A 22,349-nucleotide genomic window follows, 5' to 3' on the forward strand; every position below is an offset into this window, starting at 1 on the left:
ACCTCACTTCAAAAATCCCTGGTAATGGCGCATTAATAGCTGACCCTCCAGCTGCTTGATAGTATCGATGGCCACGCCTACAGCTATGAGAATCGCTGTGCCACCAAAGGCGATGTTTAAACCTGTAGCGCTCATTATCAATATGGGGATAACTGTAATCAAGGCCAGGAAAACCCCGCCCACAAATGTTATTCTATTCAATATCTTGGTTAAATAATCTGATGTCGGCTTACCAGGTCTTATGCCGGGTATAAAACCACCGTACTGCTTCATGTTGTCGGCGATTTCCACAGGGTTAAAAATTATCGCTGTATAGAAATACGTGAACAATATAATCAATATAAAATCGATCAAGTTATACGCTACCGTATTCCAGTTGAAGTACTTGTTTACAAAGGCAGCAAATGCCGTGTTGGGTAAAAACGCAGCGATCTGTAAAGGAAATCCTACTATAGACATTCCAAATATTATAGGTATAACGCCTGCTTGAAGCAATCTCATAGGTATATGCGTGGACTGACCTCCGTAGACTCTTCGACCTACAGTTCTCTTAGCGTACTGTACAGGTATACGCCTCTGCGCCTCTTGCATACCCACCACAGATATGATTAACAGCAGTATAGCGATCCAGAAACCAATTCCACCCATTAAACTGGTGGTGCCTCCGCCCACATATTTAAAAGTGGTCGCAAGCATGCTGGGTATTCTCGCGATTATCCCAGCAAAAATTATAAGAGAAATACCGTTGCCAATCCCCTTATCAGTAATCTGCTCTCCTAGCCACATGAGAAATGCTGTGCCGGATGTAAGCGTCAAAACTATAATCGCCATATTGATAAAACTGGGATTTATGACAGCACCTCTCAAACTAAACGTCAAACCTATTGCCTGTATCAGCGCCAGCAACACTGTCCCGTATCTGGTGTACTGTGCAATCTTTCTACGCCCCTCTTCTCCTTCCTTGGCTAACTGCTCAAGCCTTGGAATCGCTATCGTCAAGAGCTGAAGTATGATCGAAGAGTTGACGTAAGGGATAATGCTCATGGCAAATATTGTAAAATCCCTGAATGCACCACCTGATATTATATCAAAAAAGCCTAACAATTGTCCACTTCTCAGGTAATTTTTTATGATACTCGTATCGATATTAGGGATGGGGATATGAGACCCTGCCCTAAATATCAATAGCATCAACAGCGTGTACAACATGCGCTTTCTCAAGTCAGGTAATTTCCAGGAGTTAATTAAGGTGGACAGCAACTAAATCACCTCTACCTTTCCCCCAGCTTCCTGGATTTTTCTGATGGCATTTTGTGAAAACTTATGAGCCTTTACTGTCAAGTTTTTTGTCAATTCACCGTCGCCCAGTATTTTAACCCCGTCTTTAATGTCTTTTATTATCCTTTTTTCCAACAAAACGTCAGGCGTAACCAGATCTCCGTCGTTGAATTTATCGTTTAGGGTGTTGACGTTTACAACAGCGTACTCTTTTGCAAAGATATTGACAAATCCTCTCTTGGGCAACCTCCTATGAAGAGGCATCTGACCTCCTTCAAAGCCGGGTCTTACGCCGCCACCGCTCCTGGCATTCTGCCCTTTATGTCCCCTGGTCGATGTCTTGCCATGTCCTGAGCCGATACCTCTGCCCACCCTTTTAGGTCTCTTCTTAGAACCCTCCGCTGGCCTCAACTCGTGTAATTGCACTCTTCAACACCTCCTACGCTATTTCTTCCACCTCAACCAGGTGTTTAACCTTATTTACCATGCCTCTGATTACAGGGGTATCTTCTTTGATAACCGTGCTGTGCAATTTGCGCAATCCCAACGCCTTTACGGTGTCTATCTGATCATCAGGTCTACCTATCGTGCTTCTAACCAAAGTTATCTTTAACTTGGCCATAATCATCACCTCAACCCAGTATTTCTTCTACTGACTTACCCCTTAACCTCGCTACTTGCTCAGCCGTCTTAAGGGACTTAAGCCCTTCAAAAGCAGCATTTAACATATTTCTTACGTTGTTGGAACCCACAGACTTCGTCCTTATGTTCTTTATACCCGCGACCTCAAATAACGGCCTCAAGGGTCCCCCTGCTATAACGCCAGTACCCTCTCTGGCAGGCTTCATTATAACCTCTCCTGCTCCAAAATGGCCTATTGTTTCATGAGGTATTGTATCATTGACAATGGGAACCTGTATTAAATTTTTTTTGGCAGATTCTATGGCTTTGCGTATAGCGTCTGGTATCTCAGCTGCCTTGCCTTTTCCGATACCTACGTGGCCTTTTTTATCGCCTACTACCACCACAACGCTGAACCTAAAGTTTTTACCGCCCTGTACCACCTTTGATACCCTATTTATGGATACAACTCTTTCTTCAAGGTTATCTATCTTGCTGGCATCTACTCGCACAAAATCCCCTCCTTACTTTAAAATTCAAGACCTGCGCTTCTAGCCGCATCAGCCAGTTCCTTTACTTTACCGTGGTACACATAACCACTTCTATCAAATACGACCTTTTTTATGCCTTTTTCCAATGCCTTTTTGGCTAAAAGCTCGCCCACGGCTTTAGCCGAATTTATATTACACCCCTTGACCTTGCCTCTCAATTCAGGAGCCAACGTGGACACGTACACCAGCGTTTTCCCCTGGGTATCATCGATGAGCTGGGCATAAATGTGTTTCAAACTTTTATAAACGCACAGGCGGGGTCTGTCAGGAGTTCCGCTGATTTTTTTCCTAATCCGCAAATGGCGCTTCTTTCTGGCCTCATTTCTATCCACTTTTATTATCATAATCTCACTCCTTTCATCACTTCTTACCTGCTTTACCTTCCTTAAGCTTTAGAACTTCATCAGCGTACTTAATTCCCTTCCCCAAATAAGGATCAGGTTTTTTGAGTGACCTTATCTTGGCCGCAACCTGTCCTACCAGCTCTTTATCCGCACCTTTAACGGTTATCTTATTCCCATCCACGACATATTCTATACCGGGCACTTCCTCTACTTCAACAGGATGGGAAAAACCCAAGAACAGCACCAACTTTTTGCCCTGTTTTTGCACCCTATAGCCTACGCCTTGGATCTCCAAGGTCTTTTCAAAGCCTTTATTGACGCCTTCCACCATATTTTTGATCAAAGCTCTGGTAAGTCCATGCAGAGCCTTATGCTCCTTCTCATCGCTGGGCCTTTTTACAAAAATTTTTCCGTCTTCTACCACTATCTTCATATCTTTATGGAATTCCCTTTTTAATTCTCCTTTTGGCCCTTTTACTATTACCACGTTTCCATCTACTTTCACATCAGTGCCTTGAGGTATTTCCACAGGCAATCTTCCGATTCTAGACATAAGCACACCTCCCTCACCAGATATAACAGATTACCTCTCCTCCAACTCCTTCTTTTCTCGCCTGCTTGTCAGTCAATATGCCTTTGGATGTAGATATAATCGCTGTACCCAGGCCACCCAGGACCCTTGGAAGCTGATCGTGTCTGGCGTACACCCGCAGACCAGGCTTGCTAATCCTCTTAAGACCGGAAATCACTCTCTCTTTATTTGGCCCGTACTTTAACCATATCCTTATATTTTTATGACCGTCTTCTTCTATTATTTCTAAATTTTTGATGTATCCCTCTTCTAACATTATGCTAGCCAATTTCATCTTTAAATTTGAATATGGGATGTCGACCGTTTCATGCCTTGCGATATTGGCATTTCTTATACGTGTAAGCATATCTGCAATCGGATCAGTAACTACCATAATATGCCTCCTTTCTACCTTTACCAGCTGGCTTTTTTAACGCCTGGTATTTCGCCTCTATAAGCCATTTCTCTAAAGCAAATCCTGCAAACGCCAAACTTTCTAAGGTAAGCATGGGGTCTTCCACATATCTTGCACCTATTATACGCCCTTGTAGAAAACTTTGGCTTTCTCTTTTGCTTTACAATCAATGCTTTACGCGCCAAACTCTTTACCTCCTTTACTTCGCAAATGGCATTCCCAATAATTCCAATAAGGCCCTGGCTTCTTCATCGGTCTTAGCGGTAGTCACAAACACGATATCCATACCTCTTATTTTGTCGATTTTATCGTAATCCACTTCAGGAAAGATGAGCTGCTCTCTTATACCCAAGGTATAATTCCCTCTTCCGTCAAAAGAATTGGGTGAAACGCCTCTAAAATCGCGAACCCTTGGGAGGTTTATGTTGAACAACTTATCTGCAAATTCGTACATCCTCTCGCCTCTTAGCGTGACCTTTGCGCCTATGGGCATGCCTGCCCTTATCTTAAATGAAGCGATAGATTTTCTCGCCCTGGTGATCAACGGCTTTTGACCTGTAATTGCGGTCAAATCGTTAACAGCTGCCTCTAATGACTTGGGATTTTCCTTGGCATCGCTTACGCCTGTATTGACTACAATTTTCTCTAATTTAGGTACCTGCATCACGTTTTTGTAATTAAACTTTTTCATCATTGCCGGTACAACCACGTTTTTATAGTGCTCGTACAACCTCGACAATTTTCAATGCCTCCTTTCGCTTTCATTTGTCCAACGCTTCATTGCATATTTTACATACCCTGACTTTTTCACCGTTTGATAATATCTCTCTTTTATATCTTACGCCTCTATTGCAGTTAGGGCAATAAAGCATTACGTTGGAACTGTCTATTGGCGCTTCTTCGTGGATAATTCCAGCTTGTTGAACGCCCGGCCTGGGTTTCTGGTGTTTTGTTACAATATTTACCCCTTCTACCAGCACTTTACCTGTTTTGGGGAAAGCCTTGAGTATCTTGCCTTTTTTGCCTTTGTCATCGCCGGATATAACTACCACCATATCTCCCTTTTTGACGTGCACAATCATCACCTCCATTAAAGAACTTCCGGTGCTAACGATATAATTCTTCCAAAATCCTTCTCTCTGAGCTCCCTAGCCACAGGTCCAAAAATTCGAGTACCCCTTGGCTGTTTATCGTCTCTTATTATTACAGCGGCATTGTCGTCAAACCTTATATAAGAGCCGTCCTTTCTCCTTATACCTCTTTTGGTCCTGACCACTACAGCTTTAACCACATCGCCCTTTTTTACAACGCCTCCTGGTGTTGCATCTTTAACAGAACAAACTATTATATCCCCAATATTGGCGTATTTTTTATGGAAGCCACCCATCACGTGGATACACATCAATTCTTTCGCTCCGGTATTATCCGCCACGTTTAGCCTTGTCTGTGGTTGAATCATCGTAATCCTCCTTTCAAATTATTTTGCCCGTTCTATAATTTCCACAAGCCTCCATCTCTTTTCTTTGCTCAACGGCCTCGTTTCCATGATCTTCACTTTGTCCCCTATGGCGCACTGATTATGCTCATCATGAGCTTTGAACTTTTTCGTGCGCTTTATTCTCTTGCCGTAAAGGGGGTGTTTCACCAGATCTTCTACTGCAACCACTATAGTCTTATCCATCTTATTGCTGACTACCGTTCCAATCCTGACTTTTCTAGCATTGCGCTCCATACCACTTTCCTCCTTTCTACATAGCCTTTAACTTTAATTCCCTTTCTCGCAATATGGTCTTAATCCGAGCAATGTCTTTTCTTATCAACTTTATCCTCATAGGGTTATCCAGTTGTCCTGTCACCATCTGAAATCTCAGGTTAAACAGCTCTTCCTTGAGTTCAGCCATCTTTCTCTCCAATTCTTCATCGGTTAATTCCCTTAATTCCCTAGCTTTCATTGGCCTCACCACCCACTTCTTCTCGCTTTATGAACTTCGTCTTTATAGGAAGCTTATACATAGCAAGACGCAACGCCTCTTTGGCTGTCTCTTCAGGTACGCCGCCTATTTCGAAAAGCACCCTACCTGGCTTTACTACTGCTACCCAGAATTCCGGATTGCCCTTACCTGAACCCATTCGCGTCTCAGCAGGCTTTTTAGTTATGGGCTTGTCGGGAAAGATCTTTATCCAAACCTTGCCTCCCCTTTTTACAAACCTGGTTATGGCCACCCTGCACGCTTCAATCTGGTTCGCTGTTATCCACCCTGGTTCCAGCGCTTGAATGCCATAATCCCCATAGGTGATGGTATTGCCCCTTGTTGCATTGCCCTTAATCCTGCCTTTTTGCATCTTTCTGAACTTTGTCCTTTTCGGCATCAACATTGGAGTTCACTCCTTCCTCTCTTTTATCGCCTTTATTGGGAAGAATCTCGCCTCTGTTTATCCACACTTTCACACCTATCTTACCGTAGGTGGTATGAGCCTCAGCAAACCCGTAATCTATATCAGCCCTTAACGTCTGAAGAGGTACCACGCCTTCATGGTAATGCTCTGTTCTGGCGATTTCAGCTCCACCCAGCCTGCCGGAACATGCCGTCCTTATTCCTTTAGCTCCTGCCCTCATAGTCCTCATCATGGCCTGTTTCATTGCCCTTCTAAAGCTTATACGCCTTTCCAATTGTGACGCTATGTTTTCTGCCACCAATTGAGCGCTGAGCTCAGGTTTTTTTACTTCTATAATGTTGATGACTATATTTTTCCCTGTCATCTTCTCCAGCTCATTTTTGAGCTCTTCTATACCCGCTCCGCCTTTACCTATAACCATTCCAGGCTTTGCCGTGTGTATATTTATCCTCGTCCTATTGGCAGCTCTCTCTATTTCAATACGCGCTATGCCTGAATCGTACAACTTTGTCTTTATATGCTTTCGCAATCTTGCGTCCTCTAGCAGATTATCAGCAAAGTCTTTGTCGTTGGAAAACCACCTTGATTCCCAATCCCTTATTATTCCCAGCCTCAAGCCATTTGGATTTACCTTTTGTCCCATTTTATCCCTCCTTTTACCTCTCTTTAACTACAACGGTAATGTGACTAGTCCTTCTTCTCATAACATCAGCCCTTCCCCTTGCCCTCGGCTTATACCTTTTTATTATAGGACCTGGGTTGGCGTAAACTTCGGATATATATAGATTATCCGCGTTCATATTAAAGTTGTTTTCAGCATTTGCTACTGCGGATTTCAAGACCTTTCGCAGATAATACGCGGCCTTATTAGGCGTGTAATTCAATATAGCCATAGCTTCTCTAACGCCTTTGCCTCGTATCATGTCGACCACAAGGCGAGCTTTTAACGGCGACAACCTCAGATATTTGGCTGTTGCTCTGGCTTCCACTGCATATACCTCCCCTGTATAAATTTCTTTGAACTCATTTTACCGACGTAGTCTTCTCGGTTCCAGCATGGCCTCCAAATTTTCTGGTAGGCGCAAACTCTCCTAACTTATGCCCCACCATTTCCTCTGTTATATAAACAGGAACATGCTTTCTGCCGTCATGTACCGCAATAGTATGGCCTACCATTTCGGGGACGATCGTCGAGCTCCTGGACCATGTTTTTATTATAGACTTTTCGCGCTTTTCGTTCATAGCTATAATCTTTTTAAGCAACTTCTGGTCTACGTAAGGCCCTTTTTTCAGCGACCTGCTCATTTAATTCCCTCCTTTTGCTATTTCTTTCTTCTGCGCACGATGTACTTATCTGATTGCTTGTTTTTCTTCCTGGTCTTGTAACCCAATGTAGGCTTGCCCCAAGGAGTAACAGGTGACGGCCTTCCAATAGGCGCCTTGCCTTCTCCACCGCCATGGGGATGATCCACTGGATTCATGGCCGATCCTCTAACAGTAGGCCTTATACCTAACCACCTGCTGCGCCCTGCTTTTCCCAACGAGATATTCTCATGGTCCAGATTGGATACCTGACCTATAGTCGCCTTGCAGTCCAGCCTCACCATGCGAACCTCAGAAGAAGGCAACCTCAGCTGAGCATAATCTCCCTCTTTTGCGATTACTTGAGCCGCCGCTCCTGCAGCCCTTACCATCTGACCGCCCTTACCTGGAACTAATTCTACGTTGTGGACTATGGTACCTACGGGTATATTCCTGAGCGGAAGGGCATTGCCTATCTTTATTTCTGCATTTTCTCCTGACATAACCGTATCGCCTACCTGAAGTCCGTAAGGGGCTATTATATACCTCTTTTCTCCGTCCGCATAATTTAAAAGCGCTATATACGCCGTTCTATTGGGATCGTATTCTATAGAGGCGACTTTTGCAGGAATTCCGTCTTTATCCCTTTTAAAGTCTATTATCCTGTATAGCCTCTTGTGACCACCGCCCCTATGCCTTACTGTAATCCTGCCATATACGTTTCTCCCGGCCTTTTTCTTAAGGCTGACGGTGAGAGACTTCTCTGGCTCTGTTTTGGTAACCTCTTCAAACGTAGAAACAGTCATGAAACGCCTGCCAGGGGACGTAGGTTTATACTTTTTTATTCCCATCTAATATCCCTCCTTAAATTATCGTCTGCCCCGTCCATTACACATTTTCAAAGAACTCTATGGTCTTGCTATCGGGTTTTAGCTTTACGATCGCTTTTTTCCAGTCTGGCGTTTTGCCTTCAAATCTTCCTACCCTTTTTTTCTTCCCTTTTATGTTCATCGTATATACTTTATCCACTTTTACGCCAAACAGCTGCTCCACAGCCTTCTTAATCTCTATTTTATTGGCATCTTTCGCTACCTCAAAGGTATACTTCTTTTCTTCCATGAGCTTCATGGACTTTTCTGTAATAATCGGCCTTATTATGATATCATAAGGGGTTGCCATCACGCAAACACCTCCTCGATCTTGCGCACCGCATCTTTTGTCACGATGAATTTATTGTGTCTTAATACCTGATAAGTGTTGAGGTTGTTGGCTACCATCGTCTCTACACCAGGTATATTCCTTGCTGACCTCTCTACGATCTCGTCTTTATCAGGCAAAACTATCAAAGCCTTTTTGTCCACGTTAAAGTTTTTCAAAAGTTTGACGATCTCTTTGGTCTTTGGCTGCTGCAGCTTTAATTCGTCCAGCACTATAATTTCATTGTCCTTTACCTTTGACGACAGCGCTGATTTTAATGCCAACCTTTTTACTTTTTTCGGCAACCTATAGCTGTAATCCCTGGGTTTAGGGCCAAAAACAACACCACCCTTGATCCATTGAGGAGCTCTTATGCTACCCTGTCGGGCCCGTCCTGTGCCTTTCTGCCTCCAGGGCTTCTTCCCGCCACCTCTTACTTCGCCTCTGGTCTTGGTAGAATGGGTGCCCTGCCTTTGATTCGCTAGATAATTGACCACAGCCTGATGCATAACAGGGACATTTATCTCTACACCAAATATGTCGTCGCTTAAATCTATTTCACCTACCTGCTCAGCATTTACGTTATAAACCGGAACCCTCGGCATTTATAAGCCTCCTTTCGCTATTTGTTAACTTTTACAGTGTCTTTTATTATCAAAAGAGATCCTTTATTGCCAGGTACCGAACCTTTTATCAACATGAGATTTTTCTCCGGGTCAACTTTAACCACTTCCAGGTTTTGAACTGTTACCCTCTCGTTGCCCATACGGCCTGGCAGATGATGGCCTTTCAATACCCTCGCAGGAAATGTAGATGCGCCCAGCGATCCTACTTTCCTATGGTGCTTGGAACCATGGGACATAGGACCCCTTCTGGCATTCCACCTTTTTATTGTACCTGCAAATCCTTTACCTTTAGAAATGCCAGTGACGTCTACCCTCTCACCTTCCGAAAATGTATCTACTTTTATCTCATCGCCTACGTTGTACGGTGCATTTTCTATTCTAAACTCCCTCAAATACCTTTTATAAGGTACATTTGCCTTTTTGAAATGGCCTATCAAAGGCTTATTTAACTTGCTCTCTTTTACATCCATAAATCCTACCTGAATTGCCTCATAGCCATCTTTATCCACTGTCTTTTTTTGCACAACAACGCAAGGACCCGCCTCCACTACTGTAACGGGGACTACAGTGCCATCCTCTCTAAATACTTGGGTCATACCTATTTTTCGACCGAGAATCGCCTTTTTCAATCCTAACACCTCCTATTACAGCTTTATTTCTATATCAACACCTGCCGGGAGATCCAATCTCATAAGGGAATCCACCGTCTTGGGAGTGGGATTTAATATATCTATAAGCCTCTTATGAGTTCTTATCTCAAACTGCTCCCTTGAATCTTTGTACTTATGCGGTGCTCTCAATATGGTGATTACCTCTCTCTCAGTTGGCAGAGGTATGGGACCCGATACATCTGCTCCAGTCCGCTTGGCTGTTTCTATAATCCTCTTAGCCGACTGATCCAAAATGGCGTGATCAAAAGCCTTTAACTTTATCCTTATATTTTGCTTGGCCATAATTTCCCTCCTCCTATATACACATTACCGGGTGTTTCAAATTTAAACCTACCCAATGGGGTAGGTCTAAATTTGTACACATTGAGTTACTCAATTATTGAAGACACCGTACCTGCTCCTACTGTTCTTCCGCCTTCCCTTATAGCAAACCTCAAACCTTCCTCTATCGCTATCGGCGTTATCAGCTCTACCGTCATCGTCACGTTGTCTCCTGGCATTACCATCTCTACTCCCTCGGGTAACTGTATCGTCCCCGTTACGTCCGTCGTCCTAAAGTAAAACTGCGGCCTGTACCCGTTGAAAAATGGCGTGTGCCTTCCTCCCTCTTCTTTCGTTAGCACGTATACCTGCGCCGTAAACTTCGTGTGCGGATGTATCGTCCCTGGCTTCGCCAATACCTGTCCTCTCTCTACCTCTTCCCTCTGTACGCCTCTTAACAATACTCCTATGTTGTCTCCTGCTTGCGCTTCGTCTAATATCTTCCTGAACATCTCTACTCCTGTTACTACCGTCTTCTTCCTCTCAGGCGATAACCCTACTATCTCTACCTCTTCTCCTACTTTTAACGTACCTCTCTCTACCCTTCCTGTTACTACCGTACCTCTTCCTGTTATCGTAAATACGTCCTCTATCGGCATCAGGAACGGTTTGTCTGTCTCCCTCTGCGGCGTCGGAATGTACGAGTCAACTGCATCCATTAACTCCCCATATCTCCCGCACCACTGGCACTCTCTCTTCCCACAACCGCACTCTAACGCCTTTAACGCTGATCCTGTCACTATCGGCGTGTCGTCTCCTGGAAACTCGTACTCGTTCAACAGGTCTCTTACTTCCATCTCCACTATCTCTAATAACTCCGCGTCGTCTACCATGTCTGACTTGTTCATGAATACTACTATATACGGCACTCCTACCTGTCTCGCCAGCAGTATGTGCTCCCTCGTCTGCGGCATAACACCGTCTGCCGCTGATACTACCAGTATCGCTCCGTCCATCTGTGCCGCACCTGTTATCATGTTCTTTACGTAGTCAGCGTGACCAGGGCAGTCCACGTGCGCGTAATGCCTCTTCTCTGTCTCGTACTCTACGTGCGCCGTGTTTATCGTTATACCCCTTGCCTTCTCCTCTGGCGCTTTATCTATCTCGTCGTACGCTGTCTTTACCGCTTTGCCCTGTGTCGCTAACACCGCTGTTATCGCCGCTGTCAACGTCGTCTTCCCATGGTCTACGTGCCCTATCGTACCCACGTTTATATGGGGTTTCGTCCTCTCATAATGCGCTTTTGCCATATCCTTTCCTCCTTATCTGTCTTTTAATATTTGATCCGCAATATTCTTGGGAACTTCTTCATAGTGATCAAATTGCATGGTATACGTACCGCGCCCTTGGGTCTTGGACCTCAAATCCGTAGCGTACCCAAACATCTCGGCTAACGGCACATAAGCTCTTATAACCTGGGCACCACCCCTAGGTTCCATGCCCTCAATTCTTCCTCTCCTGGAATTAATATCTCCCATTATATCGCCCATATACTCTTCAGGCACTACAACTTCCACTTTCATGACAGGCTCCAGAAGCACTGGATCGGCTTTTTTCATTCCGTCTTTAAATGCCATAGAAGCGGCTATCTTGAAAGCCATATCCGATGAGTCTACTTCGTGGTATGAACCATCGTATAGCGTCACGCCCACGTCCACTACTTCGTATCCGCCCAGTATACCGCTCTGCATAGCCTCCTGGACACCTGCGTCTACTGCGGGGATGTACTCTTTTGGAATAACGCCGCCAACGATCTTGTTGACAAATTCGTATCCCTGTCCTCGCTCTCTAGGCGTCAATTCCAGCCAGACGTGTCCGTACTGACCATGCCCACCGGACTGCCTTATGAACTTGCCTTCTACCTTGACAGGTTTTCTTATGGTCTCCTTATAAGCCACCTGCGGCTTTCCTACATTGCACTCCACTTTGAATTCCCTCTGCAACCTGTCTACAATTATCTCCAAATGCAATTCGCCCATGCCCGCAATGATGGTTTGGCCTGTCTCCTGATCGGTATACGTCTTAAATGTAGGATCTTCTTCTGATAATTTCTGTAAAGCAATCGCCATCTTCTCCTGCGCATCTTTCGTCTTTGGTTCAATGGCAACATGTATGACGGGCTCAGGGAATTCCATGGATTCAAGTACAATGGGATGCGCTTCATCGCACAGCGTATCACCTGTGGTAGTGTCTTTGAGTCCCACTGCAGCTCCTATATCTCCTGTGTACATCTCAGGCATCTCTGTTCTATGATTGGCGTGCATCTGCAGTATTCTGCCGATACGCTCTCTCTTCCCTTTTGTCGAATTGTACACGTATGTCCCCGATCTCAACACGCCAGAGTAAATCCTTATAAATACCAACTTACCTACAAAAGGATCGGCCATTACCTTAAAGGCCAAAGCAGAAAATGCCTCATCATCGCTAGCCTTGCGCTCAATCTCTTCATCGCTATCAGGCGACATCCCTTTAACAGGTGGAATATCCACAGGCGAAGGCAGGAAATCCACTACCGCGTCCAGCAGGGGCTGAACGCCCTTATTCCTGTAAGCAGAACCGCACAAAACAGGGACGATCTCCACATTTATAGTGCCTTTTCTTATAGCTGCTATGATCTCTTCCCTGGTAAGCTCTTCCCCTTCCAGGTACTTCATCATCAGCTCTTCATCCTGTTCAGCAGCGGCTTCCACCAGCTTTACCCTGTATTCTTCGGCCAGCTCTTTCATGTCATCGGGAATAGGCTGCTCCTCTATAACAGTTCCCAGGTCATCTTCGTAGATCAGCGCTTCCATCTTTACCAGATCCACTATTCCCTTAAAGGTGTCTTCCTTGCCTATGGGCAATTGCATGACCACAGGCGTAGCATTTAATTTCTTCTTGATCTGATCCACCACGCTGTAGAAATTAGCACCCATTATATCCATTTTATTGACAAAAGCTATCCTGGGTACATGATATTTATCCGCCTGTCTCCATACGGTCTCAGACTGGGGTTCTACACCGCCTTTAGCGCAAAAAACGGCAACAGCGCCATCCAATACCCTCAAGGACCTTTCTACTTCCACAGTAAAGTCCACGTGGCCGGGCGTATCTATGATGTTGATCTTGTGCCCTCTCCACTGGCATGTAGTAGCAGCCGACGTAATGGTTATACCTCTCTCCTGCTCCTGCTCCATCCAGTCCATGGTGGCATTGCCTTCATGGACTTCACCTATTTTGTGCACCTTTCCTGTGTAAAACAGTATCCTCTCAGTAGTAGTGGTCTTGCCGGCATCAATATGAGCCATTATACCGATGTTGCGGACTTTCTCCAATGGAAATTCTCTAGGCACAGTAATCCTCCTTTCCGCACAATATGCTACCACCTGTAGTGTGCAAATGCCTTATTCGCTTCCGCCATTTTGTGGGTGTCCTCTTTTTTCTTGACGCTGCCCCCTGTATTGTTCAGCGCATCTAAAATCTCTGCAGCCAATTTCTCCTTCATGTTTCTGCCTTTTCTCTCCCGCGCGTATTCCACCAGCCATCTTATGCCCAAGGACTGCCTTCTCTCTGGCCTTACCTCCATCGGCACCTGGTATGTGGCACCGCCCACCCTTCTGGGCCTCACTTCAAGAACAGGCATTACATTGTTCAGCGCCTCTTCAAAAACCTCCACAGGATCTCTTCCTGTTTTTTCCCTTATTATATCGAATGCTCCATATACGATTTTCTGAGCCAGGCTCTTCTTGCCATCGTACATGGTTTTGTTTATGAGCTTCGCCACTTTATAGCTGCCGTAGACGGGGTCGGGCATCGTGGTATAGCGCCTTTTATAACCTTTTCGCGGCATTCATCTCCCTCCTTTACTTTTTAGGTTTTTTCGCACCGTACTTTGATCTTCCCTGGAACCTGTTAGCAACACCTGCAGCATCCAGTGCCCCTCTTATAATCTTATACCTTATACCAGGCAGATCTTTAACCCTACCACCTCTGACCAATACAACCGAGTGCTCCTGTAGGTTATGGCCGATACCTGGAATATAAGCCGTAACCTCTACTCCATGGGTAAGCCTTACCCTTGCCACCTTCCTGAGCGCAGAGTTAGGCTTTTTGGGCGTTACAGTCTTTACCACTGTACACACGCCTCTCTTCTGAGGATTGCCCTGAAGTGCCGGTGATGCAGATTTTTCAGCGACTTTTTTTCTCGCCTTTCTCACAAGCTGATTGAGTGTTGGCATCCTTACACCTCCTTCCAAATGTCAACAAAAATTACCCCAATGTGGGGTAATTTTTGTTACTCCAATACAGCAATAGATGCTGCCCCTACATCTATACCGCATAGTTCACCTAATTCATCCATGGTATCTATATACACGATATTTATCGCCTTTTCCCTGCACAGCTCAATTATCCTTTCCACCACATGGTGTTCAGCGTCTTTAGCAATATACACCTCTTTAGCAAGGCCTGCTTCAATTGCCTTTCTCGTCTGCTTTGCACCTATTGCCTTTTTTTCACTCTTTAACAACCGAAGTGGCCGATCAGGCATTTTCATATATCCTCCCTCATAATTTACACACTTTTATATTCTATCATCTACATTATCACATGTCAACATCATTGTTGGTCTTGATATTGATGTTTCTGTACCTGGATAAGCCGGTACCTGCCGGTATCAGCTTTCCTATAATCACATTTTCTTTAAGACCGATGAGAGGATCTAATTTAGCCTTTATAGCCGCATCGGTGAGCACCCTGGTCGTCTCCTGGAACGAAGCAGACGACAGGAAAGAATCTGTAGCCAACGCCGCTTTAGTGATACCCAGTATTGTAGGCTTTGCCACTGCCTTTCGACCGCCTTTTTCCTCAACTCTCTTGTTTTCGTCATTAAACTCGTTTATGTCCACAAGGCTGCCAGGCAGGAAATCTGTGTCGCCTTCATCTTCTATTTTTACCTTTTTGAGCATCTGCCTTATTATTATCTCTATGTGCTTATCGTTTATCTCCACGCCCTGTAACCTGTAAACCCTCTGAACTTCTTGCAGCAAATAGGTTTGAACCGCTTCTACTCCTTTTATGCGCAGGATGTCGTGGGGATTTACAGAACCCTCGGTTAATTCGTCACCGGCTTCTACTATCTGTCCATCGGTCACCTTCAGCTTAGCTCCATAGGGGATCAAATAGGTTCTGGAATCAGGTATCTCATTGTTGGTTACCACTACTTCCCGCTTTTTCTTGGTCTCATTGACCTTCACTACTCCAGGGATCTCAGATATAATCGCCAATCCCTTTGGCTTTCGGGCTTCAAAAAGCTCTTCAACCCTGGGAAGACCCTGGGTGATATCGGCACCGGCAACGCCACCTGTATGGAACGTCCTCATGGTGAGCTGTGTACCAGGCTCTCCTATAGCCTGGGCTGCTATTATGCCTACAGCTTCCCCTATGTTGACGGGATTGCCTGTAGCCAGATCCCTTCCATAGCATTTAGCGCATATTCCTAATCGGGATTTGCATGTGAGAACCGATCTTATCTTCACCCGTTGGATGCCAGCATCGATTATCTTCTTTGCCGCATCTTCCTTTATCTCCTGGTTTTTAGCCACGATGATCTCGCCTGTAGCAGGATGTACTACATCTTCTGCTGCCGTTCTTCCTATTATTCTATCCTCGAGCTTCTCAATTACCTCGTTGCCGTCTTTAAACGCTGAAACGTAAATGCCTTCATCGGTACCGCAGTCCTCTTCCCTCACTATCACATCCTGGCTTACATCTACCAACCTCCTGGTGAGGTAACCGGAGTCAGCTGTTCTCAACGCCGTATCCGCTAATCCTTTTCTAGCTCCATGGGTTGAGATAAAGAACTCCAGTGATGTAAGCCCTTCTCTGAAATTAGACCTGATGGGCAACTCTATAATCCTACCCGAGGGATTACCCATGAGGCCCCTCATGCCAGCTAACTGCCTTATCTGGTTCTTGCTTCCTCTCGCACCTGAATGAGCCATCATAAATATAGGATTAAACCTATCCAGGTGGTTCATCAGCGCTTCCGTTACCTCTTCTGTCGCTCTATTCCACGTATCGATGACCCTTTCGTATCGCTCTTCATCAGATATCAAACCTCTCCTGAAGAGCTTTTCTATCCTCTCTATCTCCTTTTCCGCTTGTTCCAAAATCTTGGGTTTTTCCTCAGGTATCTCTATATCTGAAACGCTGACGGTTATCGCCCCTTTTGTAGAGTATTTATAACCCAATGCCTTTATCTTGTCAAGTACTTCAGCGGTCTTGGTAGGACCATATTTTCTATAGCACCGATCAAGGATAACCCCCAGCATTTTCTTATCTACCAAAAAGTCTATCTCAAGCTTAAACTCGTTTCCAGGTTTGCTCCTATCCACAAACCCTAAGTCCTGGGGGATGGCTTCGTTAAAAATCAGCTTTCCCGGCGTTGCATCGATTATACCGTACCTGATCTGGCCATCTATCTCTTTTTTTACTCTTACTTTGATCTTAGCATGTATACCTATTTCGCCCAACTGATACGCCATTAAAACCTCATCAACCGATGAGAACACCTTTCCTTCGCCTTTTTCGCCGTCCCTATCTCCTGTGAGGTAATAACACCCTAACACCATATCCTGGGTAGGAACCATCACGGGCTTGCCGTCTTGAGGCTTGAGTATATTGGTTGCTGCCAGCATCAAAAATCTGGACTCAGCCTGGGCTTCTACTGAAAGGGGCACGTGTACTGCCATCTGGTCTCCGTCAAAGTCAGCGTTATAAGCAGTACAAACCAAAGGATGTAGCTTTATAGCCCTTCCTTCTACCAGGACTGGCTGAAATGCCTGTATTCCCAATCTGTGAAGGGTAGGAGCTCTGTTGAGCAAGACAGGGTGATCCTTTATGACCTCCTCCAGTATATCCCACACCTCTGGCCTTACTTTCTCAACCATCCTCTTGGCGCTTTTTATATTGTGGGCAAGGCCTTTATCCACTATTTTCTTCATCACAAAGGGCTTAAAGAGCTCCAAAGCCATCTCTTTAGGCAATCCACACTGATACAGCTTAAGCTCAGGCCCTACCACAATAACCGAACGCCCTGAATAATCCACGCGTTTGCCCAACAGATTCTGCCTGAACCGTCCCTGTTTACCCTTGAGCATATCTGATAGGGACTTTAACGGCCTGTTTCCAGGCCCTGTTACTGGCCTGCCCCGTCTTCCATTATCTATAAGGGCGTCCACGGCCTCCTGCAGCATCCGCTTCTCATTTCTCACGATGATCTCAGGTGCACCCAGGTCCAAAAGCCTCTTTAACCTGTTGTTTCTGTTTATCACCCTGCGGTACAGGTCGTTTAAATCCGACGTGGCAAATCGGCCGCCGTCCAATTGAACCATAGGCCTTAAATCCGGCGGTATAACAGGGATTACGTCCAGTATCATCCATTCAGGTCTGTTGCCTGACTTTCTAAAAGCCTCTACGACCTCCAACCTGCGCAAAATCCTTATGCGCTTTTGCCCTGTGCTGTTTTTAAGCTCATTTCTCAGCTCCTTTGAAAGGGCGTCAAGGTCTATCTCCTGAAGCAGTTCTTTTATAGCTTCAGCGCCCATACCCGCTCTAAACCTATGACCGTATTTATCCAGGTTCTCCCTGTACTCTTTTTCGGTGAGAACCTGTTTCTTCATAAGAGGAGTATCTCCTGGGTCGATTACTACGTATGCCGCAAAATACAGTACTTTTTCCAGAGCCCTAGGCGACATATCCAGTATCAGTCCCATTCTACTGGGTATTCCTTTAAAATACCAGATGTGCGACACAGGGGCAGCCAGTTCAATGTGCCCCATGCGCTCTCTTCGCACCTTGGACCTGGTAACTTCTACTCCACACCGATCGCATACTACTCCCTTGTACCTTATTCTCTTATACTTGCCACAATGGCATTCCCAGTCCTTGGTGGGCCCAAATATTCTCTCGCAAAACAATCCGTCTTTTTCGGGCTTTAGCGTCCTGTAATTTATGGTCTCAGGCTTTTTGACTTCACCTCTTGACCATTCCCTTATCTTTTCAGGTGAAGCAAGCCCTATCCTTATTGCATCAAAATTTTGTAAAATATCCATCAAGGAGTTTCTCTCCCTTCTTAAACCTCTTTATTGCACTAAATAGTTCCATGAAAATCGTCGTCTAAATAGCTATCGCCCAGGTCGCCATCGGGGATTTCCAATTCGTCGATATCCATGGCGTCAAAGTCAAAATCATCACCTTCGCTGCTTTCGCTTTCTTCCTCTTCCTCCCCGCCTTCTTCGTATTCCTGCTTGGACATATCGCCTAGCTCTTCTATATTGATGTTGATATCCTCGACGTCTTCATCATCCTCTTCAAACTCTTTAAGGGATATCTCCTGGTTGTTCTCTGTTAACACCTTCACATCCAAAGCCAGGCTCTGGAACTCTTTTATCAGCACCTTGAAAGATTCCGGTATGCCAGGTTCTGGTATATTCTCGCCTTTTACAATGGCCTCATAGGTTTTTACCCTACCTATGGTGTCATCCGACTTTACCGTTAAAATCTCCTGCAGCGTATGAGCAGCGCCATAGGCCTCCAGAGCCCATACCTCCATCTCGCCAAACCGCTGCCCTCCAAACTGAGCCTTACCTCCCAACGGCTGTTGAGTGACCAGGGAATAAGGACCTGTAGACCTTGCGTGCATTTTATCGTCGACGAGATGATGCAATTTTAACATGTACATATAGCCCACAGTCACTTTGTTGTCAAAGTACTCTCCGGTTCTGCCATCGCGCAGCTGTATCTTGCCGTCAGGGGTATATCCCGTCTCGCTCAACAGCTCCTGTATCTCTTCCTCTGAAGCACCGTCAAAAACAGGTGTCGCCACATACCAGCCCTTGGCCTTTGCTGCGAGGCCCAGATGCACTTCCAGCACCTGACCGATATTCATACGGGAAGGTACTCCCAGAGGATTCAAGACGATCTCAAGAGGCGTACCATCGGGCAAAAAGGGCATGTCTTCTTCAGGCAATATCCTGGATATAACACCTTTATTACCATGCCTACCGGCCATCTTATCTCCTACGGATATCTTCCTCTTCTGAGCTACGTACACCCTTACCAGCTCGTTTACACCAGGTGGTAACTCATCGTTGTTAGCACGGGTGAATATCTTAACGTCAACCACTATACCTGATTCACCGTGGGGTACGTGCAGGGAATTGTCCCTAACCTCTCTGGCCTTCTCGCCAAAAATCGCCCTCAAAAGCCTTTCTTCCGCTGTGAGCTCCGTCTCCCCTTTGGGCGTAACCTTGCCTACTAATATATCGCCGGCGTTAACCTCAGCTCCTATCCTCACAATGCCCCTTTCGTCGAGGTTTTTCAGTGCATCCTCACTCACATTAGGTATATCTCTGGTGATCTCTTCAGGGCCTAACTTGGTGTCCCTTGCCTCAATCTCGTATTCCTCTATATGGATGGAAGTAAGTATGTCCTCTTTTACCAACTTCTCGCTTATCAGTATGGCGTCCTCGTAATTATAGCCTTCCCACGGCATAAATCCCACCAGTATATTTCTGCCCAGGGATATCTCGCCGTGATCGGTAGAGGGACCATCGGCTATAACGTCGCCCTTTACCACTCTTTGATGTTTTCTCACTATCGGCCTCTGATTTATGCACGTGCCCTGATTAGACCGTTTAAACTTTTGCAGCTTATACCTATCTGTACCACCGTCATCGCGCTTAATAACTATCTCATCAGCAGTAACCCTAGTTACAACACCGCTGTTTTTAGCGATAACCACAGCGCCTGAGTCCACTGCAGCCTTATACTCCATGCCTGTTCCCACTATAGGTGCTTCCGTCACCAACAGAGGTACGGCCTGCCTCTGCATATTTGCTCCCATCAGAGCCCTGTTAGCATCGTCGTTTTCCAAAAATGGAATCATAGCAGTAGCTACAGACACGATTTGTTTAGGAGATACGTCCATGTAGTCTACTTTAGAGCTGGGCACAACTATAACGTCCTCTTTGGACCTCGCCGTTACCCTCTCGTTGATAAAATGCCCTTCTTCGTCCAGGGGCTCATTGGCCTGCGCTATTATACACTCATCCTCCACATCCGCTGTCATATACACTATTTCGTTGGTGACAATGCCTTTTTCCTTGTCCACCTTCCTATAAGGAGCCTCTATGAAACCGTACTCATTTATTCTGGCGTATGTAGCCAATGCGCCGATTAATCCTATGTTAGGTCCTTCGGGCGTCTCTATAGGGCACATCCTGCTGTAGTGGGAATGATGAACATCTCTTACTTCAAAGCCAGCTCTATCGCGGCTCAACCCGCCAGGCCCTAAAGCGCTCAACCTCCTCTTATGAGTCAACTCTGAAAGGGGGTTGGTCTGATCCATAAACTGTGAAAGCTGGCTGCTTCCAAAGAATTCTTTTATGGCAGCCACTACCGGCCTTGTGTTGATCAGGGTACTGGGTGTGACCACATCCATATCCTGTATGGTCATCCTCTCCCTTATAACCCTTTCCATCCTGGCCATACCTATCCTGAATTGGTTTTGCAACAACTCACCTACAGCCCTAAGCCTTCTATTGCCTAAATGGTCGATATCGTCCACATTGCCTATGCCCTCAAACAGCCCCAAGTGGTAGCTTATGGACGCGATTATATCATCAACGGTTATATACTTGGGTATAAGCTCTGATATCCTGTTGTTTATCTCGGCTATAATCTCTTCCTCAGTGTCGTTAGTCGCCAGGATATCCAGCAGCACAGGCAGATATACCCTTTCCTTTAAATTCAATTTGCTCTTGTCTATAGGTATCCTGTACGTGTTGATGTCCACGGTGTTGTTGCCTATAACCTTAACTACCTTATCTTCTACCTTTATCTCCACTTCGTTAATGCCTATGTCCTGGATAAAGTTAGCTTTCTCTCTAGAAATGACCTCATTTTCGTCCACAATTACCTGTCCGTCTAGAGGATCAACGATTTTCCTCGCTGACCTATAACCTGCAATGCGGCTCGCCAGGGATAGTTTTTTATTAAACTTATACCTTCCCACTTTGGCCAGATCATATCTTCTAGGGTCAAAATAAAGGGAGTTTAAAAGGGACCTGGCACTGTCTACCGTGGGCGGCTCTCCAGGTCTCAGCCTCTTGTATATCTCCAAAAGCGCTTCTTCCTGATTCTTTGTGCCATCCTTGTCCATGGTAGACTTTAATCTCTCGTCTTCGCCAAACAAATCCAGTATCTGCTGGTCTGTCCCAAAGCCTAAAGCCCTTATTAACACAGTAATGGGCATTTTTCTCGTCCTATCTATCCTGACAGAAATCACGTCGTTAGAGTCTGTCTCATACTCCAGCCATGCGCCTCTATTAGGAATCAATGTAGCAGAATACAATTTTTTCCCTGTCTTATCAATGGTCACATCGTAGTACGCTCCAGGGGATCTCACCAGCTGCGTCACTATAACCCTTTCTGCGCCGTTTATAATGAATGTACCGTTTTCGGTCATGAGAGGAAAATCGCCCATGAAAATCTCCTGTTCATTTATTTCACCTGTCTCCTTGTTAGTAAGGCGCACTTTCACCCTCATGGCCGTGGAATAAGTAGTATCCCTTTCCTTTGCCTCTTCCACCGTGTACTTAGGGGTTTCGTCAAGAGAATAATCGACAAATTCCAAAATCAGATTGCCCGAAAAGCTCTCAATAGGGGATATATCCCTTAAAACCTCTCTAAGCCCCTCTTCTAAAAACCACTTATAAGAATTTTTCTGCACTTCGATGAGGTTAGGCATGTCTATAACTTCGTCGATTTTTGAAAAACTCATACGCTCCTTGCTGCCCATCTTTACAGGATGCACCTTTACCATGAAAATATCACCTCTTATAACTTAAAAGGAAATTTATGTTACGCAGATAGGACGTAAATCTATATTATGTATTTTTTCCGAAACAGCTAACAAATATTCACAAAAATTATACTTTTTAAATTATCTTATACGAATGCATTTAAATATTTTATCATAACTATGTACATATGTCAACAGCGTCAACTTTAA

General features: G+C 45.3%; 29 protein-coding genes. All 29 read right to left on the minus strand.

Annotated elements, in window-relative coordinates; genetic code table 11:
• Window positions 1–3: 3 nt before the first annotated feature.
• Window positions 4–1,260 (minus strand): preprotein translocase subunit SecY, encoded by a 1,257-nt coding sequence (gene secY, locus CALPO_RS0108650; protein WP_026486951.1) that lies wholly within the window; start codon window positions 1,258–1,260, stop codon window positions 4–6.
• Window positions 1,261–1,704 (minus strand): 50S ribosomal protein L15, encoded by a 444-nt coding sequence (rplO, locus tag CALPO_RS0108655; protein ID WP_026486952.1) that lies wholly within the window; start codon window positions 1,702–1,704, stop codon window positions 1,261–1,263. It lies immediately after the preceding gene.
• A 13-nt stretch (window positions 1,705–1,717) separates the two neighbouring features.
• Complete coding sequence (rpmD, locus tag CALPO_RS0108660; protein ID WP_026486953.1) at window positions 1,718–1,900, minus strand: 50S ribosomal protein L30; 183 nt, start codon at window positions 1,898–1,900, stop codon at window positions 1,718–1,720.
• 10 nt (window positions 1,901–1,910) lie between these two features.
• Entirely contained in the window at window positions 1,911–2,411 is a 501-nt protein-coding gene (gene rpsE / locus CALPO_RS0108665; protein ID WP_026486954.1) for a 30S ribosomal protein S5, read from the minus strand.
• Window positions 2,412–2,428: 17 nt separating this feature from the next.
• A complete protein-coding gene (rplR, locus tag CALPO_RS0108670) occupies window positions 2,429–2,794 on the minus strand; it encodes a 50S ribosomal protein L18 (protein ID WP_026486955.1) in 366 nt (121 codons plus the stop codon).
• A gap of 16 nt (window positions 2,795–2,810) precedes the next feature.
• Window positions 2,811–3,347, minus strand: coding sequence for a 50S ribosomal protein L6 (gene rplF, locus CALPO_RS0108675; RefSeq protein WP_026486956.1), 537 nt, complete (start codon window positions 3,345–3,347; stop codon window positions 2,811–2,813).
• 13 nt (window positions 3,348–3,360) lie between these two features.
• Window positions 3,361–3,759, minus strand: a complete 399-nt coding sequence (rpsH, locus tag CALPO_RS0108680; protein WP_026486957.1) for a 30S ribosomal protein S8 — start codon at window positions 3,757–3,759, stop codon at window positions 3,361–3,363.
• Between the two features lie 20 nt (window positions 3,760–3,779).
• Window positions 3,780–3,965, minus strand: a complete 186-nt coding sequence (locus CALPO_RS14465; RefSeq protein ID WP_026486958.1) for a type Z 30S ribosomal protein S14 — start codon at window positions 3,963–3,965, stop codon at window positions 3,780–3,782.
• 14 nt (window positions 3,966–3,979) lie between these two features.
• Window positions 3,980–4,519 carry a 50S ribosomal protein L5 gene (rplE, locus tag CALPO_RS0108690; protein ID WP_026486959.1) on the minus strand — a complete coding sequence of 180 codons (540 nt, stop codon included), beginning with the start codon at window positions 4,517–4,519 and terminating at the stop codon, window positions 3,980–3,982.
• Between the two features lie 22 nt (window positions 4,520–4,541).
• A complete protein-coding gene (gene rplX, locus CALPO_RS0108695) occupies window positions 4,542–4,871 on the minus strand; it encodes a 50S ribosomal protein L24 (protein ID WP_026486960.1) in 330 nt (109 codons plus the stop codon).
• Window positions 4,871–5,239, minus strand: a complete 369-nt coding sequence (gene rplN / locus CALPO_RS0108700; protein ID WP_026486961.1) for a 50S ribosomal protein L14 — start codon at window positions 5,237–5,239, stop codon at window positions 4,871–4,873. Before rplN ends, rplX begins: the two co-directional genes overlap by 1 nt.
• An 18-nt stretch (window positions 5,240–5,257) precedes the next feature.
• A complete protein-coding gene (gene rpsQ, locus CALPO_RS0108705) occupies window positions 5,258–5,512 on the minus strand; it encodes a 30S ribosomal protein S17 (protein WP_026486962.1) in 255 nt (84 codons plus the stop codon).
• A 16-nt stretch (window positions 5,513–5,528) separates the two neighbouring features.
• Window positions 5,529–5,732, minus strand: a complete 204-nt coding sequence (gene rpmC / locus CALPO_RS0108710) for a 50S ribosomal protein L29 (RefSeq protein ID WP_026486963.1) — start codon at window positions 5,730–5,732, stop codon at window positions 5,529–5,531.
• The gene (gene rplP / locus CALPO_RS0108715) at window positions 5,722–6,156 is read right to left on the minus strand and encodes a 50S ribosomal protein L16 (protein WP_026486964.1); all 435 of its coding nucleotides are present in this window, start codon (window positions 6,154–6,156) and stop codon (window positions 5,722–5,724) included. The genes rpmC and rplP overlap by 11 nt, the downstream gene beginning before the upstream one ends.
• Window positions 6,104–6,820: a 30S ribosomal protein S3 gene (gene rpsC, locus CALPO_RS0108720; RefSeq protein WP_026486965.1), complete on the minus strand. Its 717-nt coding sequence runs from the start codon at window positions 6,818–6,820 to the stop codon at window positions 6,104–6,106. Before rpsC ends, rplP begins: the two co-directional genes overlap by 53 nt.
• Before the next feature lie 13 nt (window positions 6,821–6,833).
• On the minus strand, window positions 6,834–7,166 hold the full coding sequence (rplV, locus tag CALPO_RS0108725) for a 50S ribosomal protein L22 (RefSeq protein ID WP_026486966.1): 333 nt from the start codon (window positions 7,164–7,166) through the stop codon (window positions 6,834–6,836).
• A gap of 34 nt (window positions 7,167–7,200) precedes the next feature.
• Window positions 7,201–7,482 carry a 30S ribosomal protein S19 gene (gene rpsS, locus CALPO_RS0108730; RefSeq protein WP_026486967.1) on the minus strand — a complete coding sequence of 94 codons (282 nt, stop codon included), beginning with the start codon at window positions 7,480–7,482 and terminating at the stop codon, window positions 7,201–7,203.
• 17 nt (window positions 7,483–7,499) lie between these two features.
• Window positions 7,500–8,330, minus strand: a complete 831-nt coding sequence (gene rplB, locus CALPO_RS0108735) for a 50S ribosomal protein L2 (RefSeq protein ID WP_026486968.1) — start codon at window positions 8,328–8,330, stop codon at window positions 7,500–7,502.
• A gap of 37 nt (window positions 8,331–8,367) precedes the next feature.
• Window positions 8,368–8,658, minus strand: a complete 291-nt coding sequence (gene rplW, locus CALPO_RS0108740) for a 50S ribosomal protein L23 (protein WP_026486969.1) — start codon at window positions 8,656–8,658, stop codon at window positions 8,368–8,370.
• Window positions 8,658–9,281, minus strand: coding sequence for a 50S ribosomal protein L4 (gene rplD, locus CALPO_RS0108745; RefSeq protein WP_026486970.1), 624 nt, complete (start codon window positions 9,279–9,281; stop codon window positions 8,658–8,660). The genes rplW and rplD overlap by 1 nt, the downstream gene beginning before the upstream one ends.
• A 17-nt stretch (window positions 9,282–9,298) precedes the next feature.
• Window positions 9,299–9,931, minus strand: coding sequence for a 50S ribosomal protein L3 (rplC, locus tag CALPO_RS0108750; RefSeq protein ID WP_026486971.1), 633 nt, complete (start codon window positions 9,929–9,931; stop codon window positions 9,299–9,301).
• Window positions 9,932–9,946: 15 nt separating this feature from the next.
• A complete protein-coding gene (rpsJ, locus tag CALPO_RS0108755) occupies window positions 9,947–10,255 on the minus strand; it encodes a 30S ribosomal protein S10 (RefSeq protein WP_026486972.1) in 309 nt (102 codons plus the stop codon).
• Window positions 10,256–10,341: 86 nt separating this feature from the next.
• Window positions 10,342–11,544, minus strand: coding sequence for an elongation factor Tu (gene tuf / locus CALPO_RS0108760; RefSeq protein ID WP_026486973.1), 1,203 nt, complete (start codon window positions 11,542–11,544; stop codon window positions 10,342–10,344).
• 12 nt (window positions 11,545–11,556) lie between these two features.
• A complete protein-coding gene (gene fusA, locus CALPO_RS0108765) occupies window positions 11,557–13,626 on the minus strand; it encodes an elongation factor G (RefSeq protein ID WP_026486974.1) in 2,070 nt (689 codons plus the stop codon).
• A 26-nt stretch (window positions 13,627–13,652) separates the two neighbouring features.
• Window positions 13,653–14,123, minus strand: coding sequence for a 30S ribosomal protein S7 (gene rpsG, locus CALPO_RS0108770; protein ID WP_026486975.1), 471 nt, complete (start codon window positions 14,121–14,123; stop codon window positions 13,653–13,655).
• A 13-nt stretch (window positions 14,124–14,136) separates the two neighbouring features.
• Window positions 14,137–14,511, minus strand: coding sequence for a 30S ribosomal protein S12 (rpsL, locus tag CALPO_RS0108775; protein WP_026486976.1), 375 nt, complete (start codon window positions 14,509–14,511; stop codon window positions 14,137–14,139).
• Window positions 14,512–14,567: 56 nt separating this feature from the next.
• The gene (locus CALPO_RS0108780) at window positions 14,568–14,822 is read right to left on the minus strand and encodes a ribosomal L7Ae/L30e/S12e/Gadd45 family protein (protein ID WP_035172746.1); all 255 of its coding nucleotides are present in this window, start codon (window positions 14,820–14,822) and stop codon (window positions 14,568–14,570) included.
• 55 nt (window positions 14,823–14,877) lie between these two features.
• Complete coding sequence (rpoC, locus tag CALPO_RS0108785) at window positions 14,878–18,387, minus strand: DNA-directed RNA polymerase subunit beta' (protein ID WP_026486978.1); 3,510 nt, start codon at window positions 18,385–18,387, stop codon at window positions 14,878–14,880.
• Between the two features lie 38 nt (window positions 18,388–18,425).
• Entirely contained in the window at window positions 18,426–22,160 is a 3,735-nt protein-coding gene (gene rpoB / locus CALPO_RS0108790; protein ID WP_035172500.1) for a DNA-directed RNA polymerase subunit beta, read from the minus strand.
• Window positions 22,161–22,349 lie beyond the last annotated feature (189 nt).

It is taken from the genome of Caldanaerobius polysaccharolyticus DSM 13641, from assembly GCF_000427425.1.
Classification (GTDB): Bacteria; Bacillota; Thermoanaerobacteria; order Thermoanaerobacterales; family Caldanaerobiaceae; genus Caldanaerobius; species Caldanaerobius polysaccharolyticus.

Bases quoted from the DNA above. Each gene is read 5' to 3' on its own strand.
- rpmD (WP_026486953.1), bottom strand. From the start codon at position 1,900: ATGGCCAAGTTAAAGATAACTTTGGTTAGAAGCACGATAGGTAGACCT.
- rplR (WP_026486955.1), bottom strand. From the start codon at position 2,794: ATGATAATAAAAGTGGATAGAAATGAGGCCAGAAAGAAGCGCCATTTG.
- rplF (WP_026486956.1), bottom strand. From the start codon at position 3,347: ATGTCTAGAATCGGAAGATTGCCTGTGGAAATACCTCAAGGCACTGAT.
- rpsH (WP_026486957.1), bottom strand. From the start codon at position 3,759: ATGGTAGTTACTGATCCGATTGCAGATATGCTTACACGTATAAGAAAT.
- rplX (WP_026486960.1), bottom strand. From the start codon at position 4,871: ATGGAGGTGATGATTGTGCACGTCAAAAAGGGAGATATGGTGGTAGTT.
- rplN (WP_026486961.1), bottom strand. From the start codon at position 5,239: ATGATTCAACCACAGACAAGGCTAAACGTGGCGGATAATACCGGAGCG.
- rpsQ (WP_026486962.1), bottom strand. From the start codon at position 5,512: ATGGAGCGCAATGCTAGAAAAGTCAGGATTGGAACGGTAGTCAGCAAT.
- rpmC (WP_026486963.1), bottom strand. From the start codon at position 5,732: ATGAAAGCTAGGGAATTAAGGGAATTAACCGATGAAGAATTGGAGAGA.
- rplP (WP_026486964.1), bottom strand. From the start codon at position 6,156: ATGTTGATGCCGAAAAGGACAAAGTTCAGAAAGATGCAAAAAGGCAGG.
- rpsC (WP_026486965.1), bottom strand. From the start codon at position 6,820: ATGGGACAAAAGGTAAATCCAAATGGCTTGAGGCTGGGAATAATAAGG.
- rpsS (WP_026486967.1), bottom strand. From the start codon at position 7,482: ATGAGCAGGTCGCTGAAAAAAGGGCCTTACGTAGACCAGAAGTTGCTT.
- rplB (WP_026486968.1), bottom strand. From the start codon at position 8,330: ATGGGAATAAAAAAGTATAAACCTACGTCCCCTGGCAGGCGTTTCATG.
- rplW (WP_026486969.1), bottom strand. From the start codon at position 8,658: ATGGCAACCCCTTATGATATCATAATAAGGCCGATTATTACAGAAAAG.
- rplD (WP_026486970.1), bottom strand. From the start codon at position 9,281: ATGCCGAGGGTTCCGGTTTATAACGTAAATGCTGAGCAGGTAGGTGAA.
- rpsJ (WP_026486972.1), bottom strand. From the start codon at position 10,255: ATGGCCAAGCAAAATATAAGGATAAAGTTAAAGGCTTTTGATCACGCC.
- tuf (WP_026486973.1), bottom strand. From the start codon at position 11,544: ATGGCAAAAGCGCATTATGAGAGGACGAAACCCCATATAAACGTGGGT.
- rpsG (WP_026486975.1), bottom strand. From the start codon at position 14,123: ATGCCGCGAAAAGGTTATAAAAGGCGCTATACCACGATGCCCGACCCC.
- rpsL (WP_026486976.1), bottom strand. From the start codon at position 14,511: ATGCCAACACTCAATCAGCTTGTGAGAAAGGCGAGAAAAAAAGTCGCT.
- CALPO_RS0108780 (WP_035172746.1), bottom strand. From the start codon at position 14,822: ATGCCTGATCGGCCACTTCGGTTGTTAAAGAGTGAAAAAAAGGCAATA.
- rpoC (WP_026486978.1), bottom strand. From the start codon at position 18,387: ATGGATATTTTACAAAATTTTGATGCAATAAGGATAGGGCTTGCTTCA.
- rpoB (WP_035172500.1), bottom strand. From the start codon at position 22,160: ATGGTAAAGGTGCATCCTGTAAAGATGGGCAGCAAGGAGCGTATGAGT.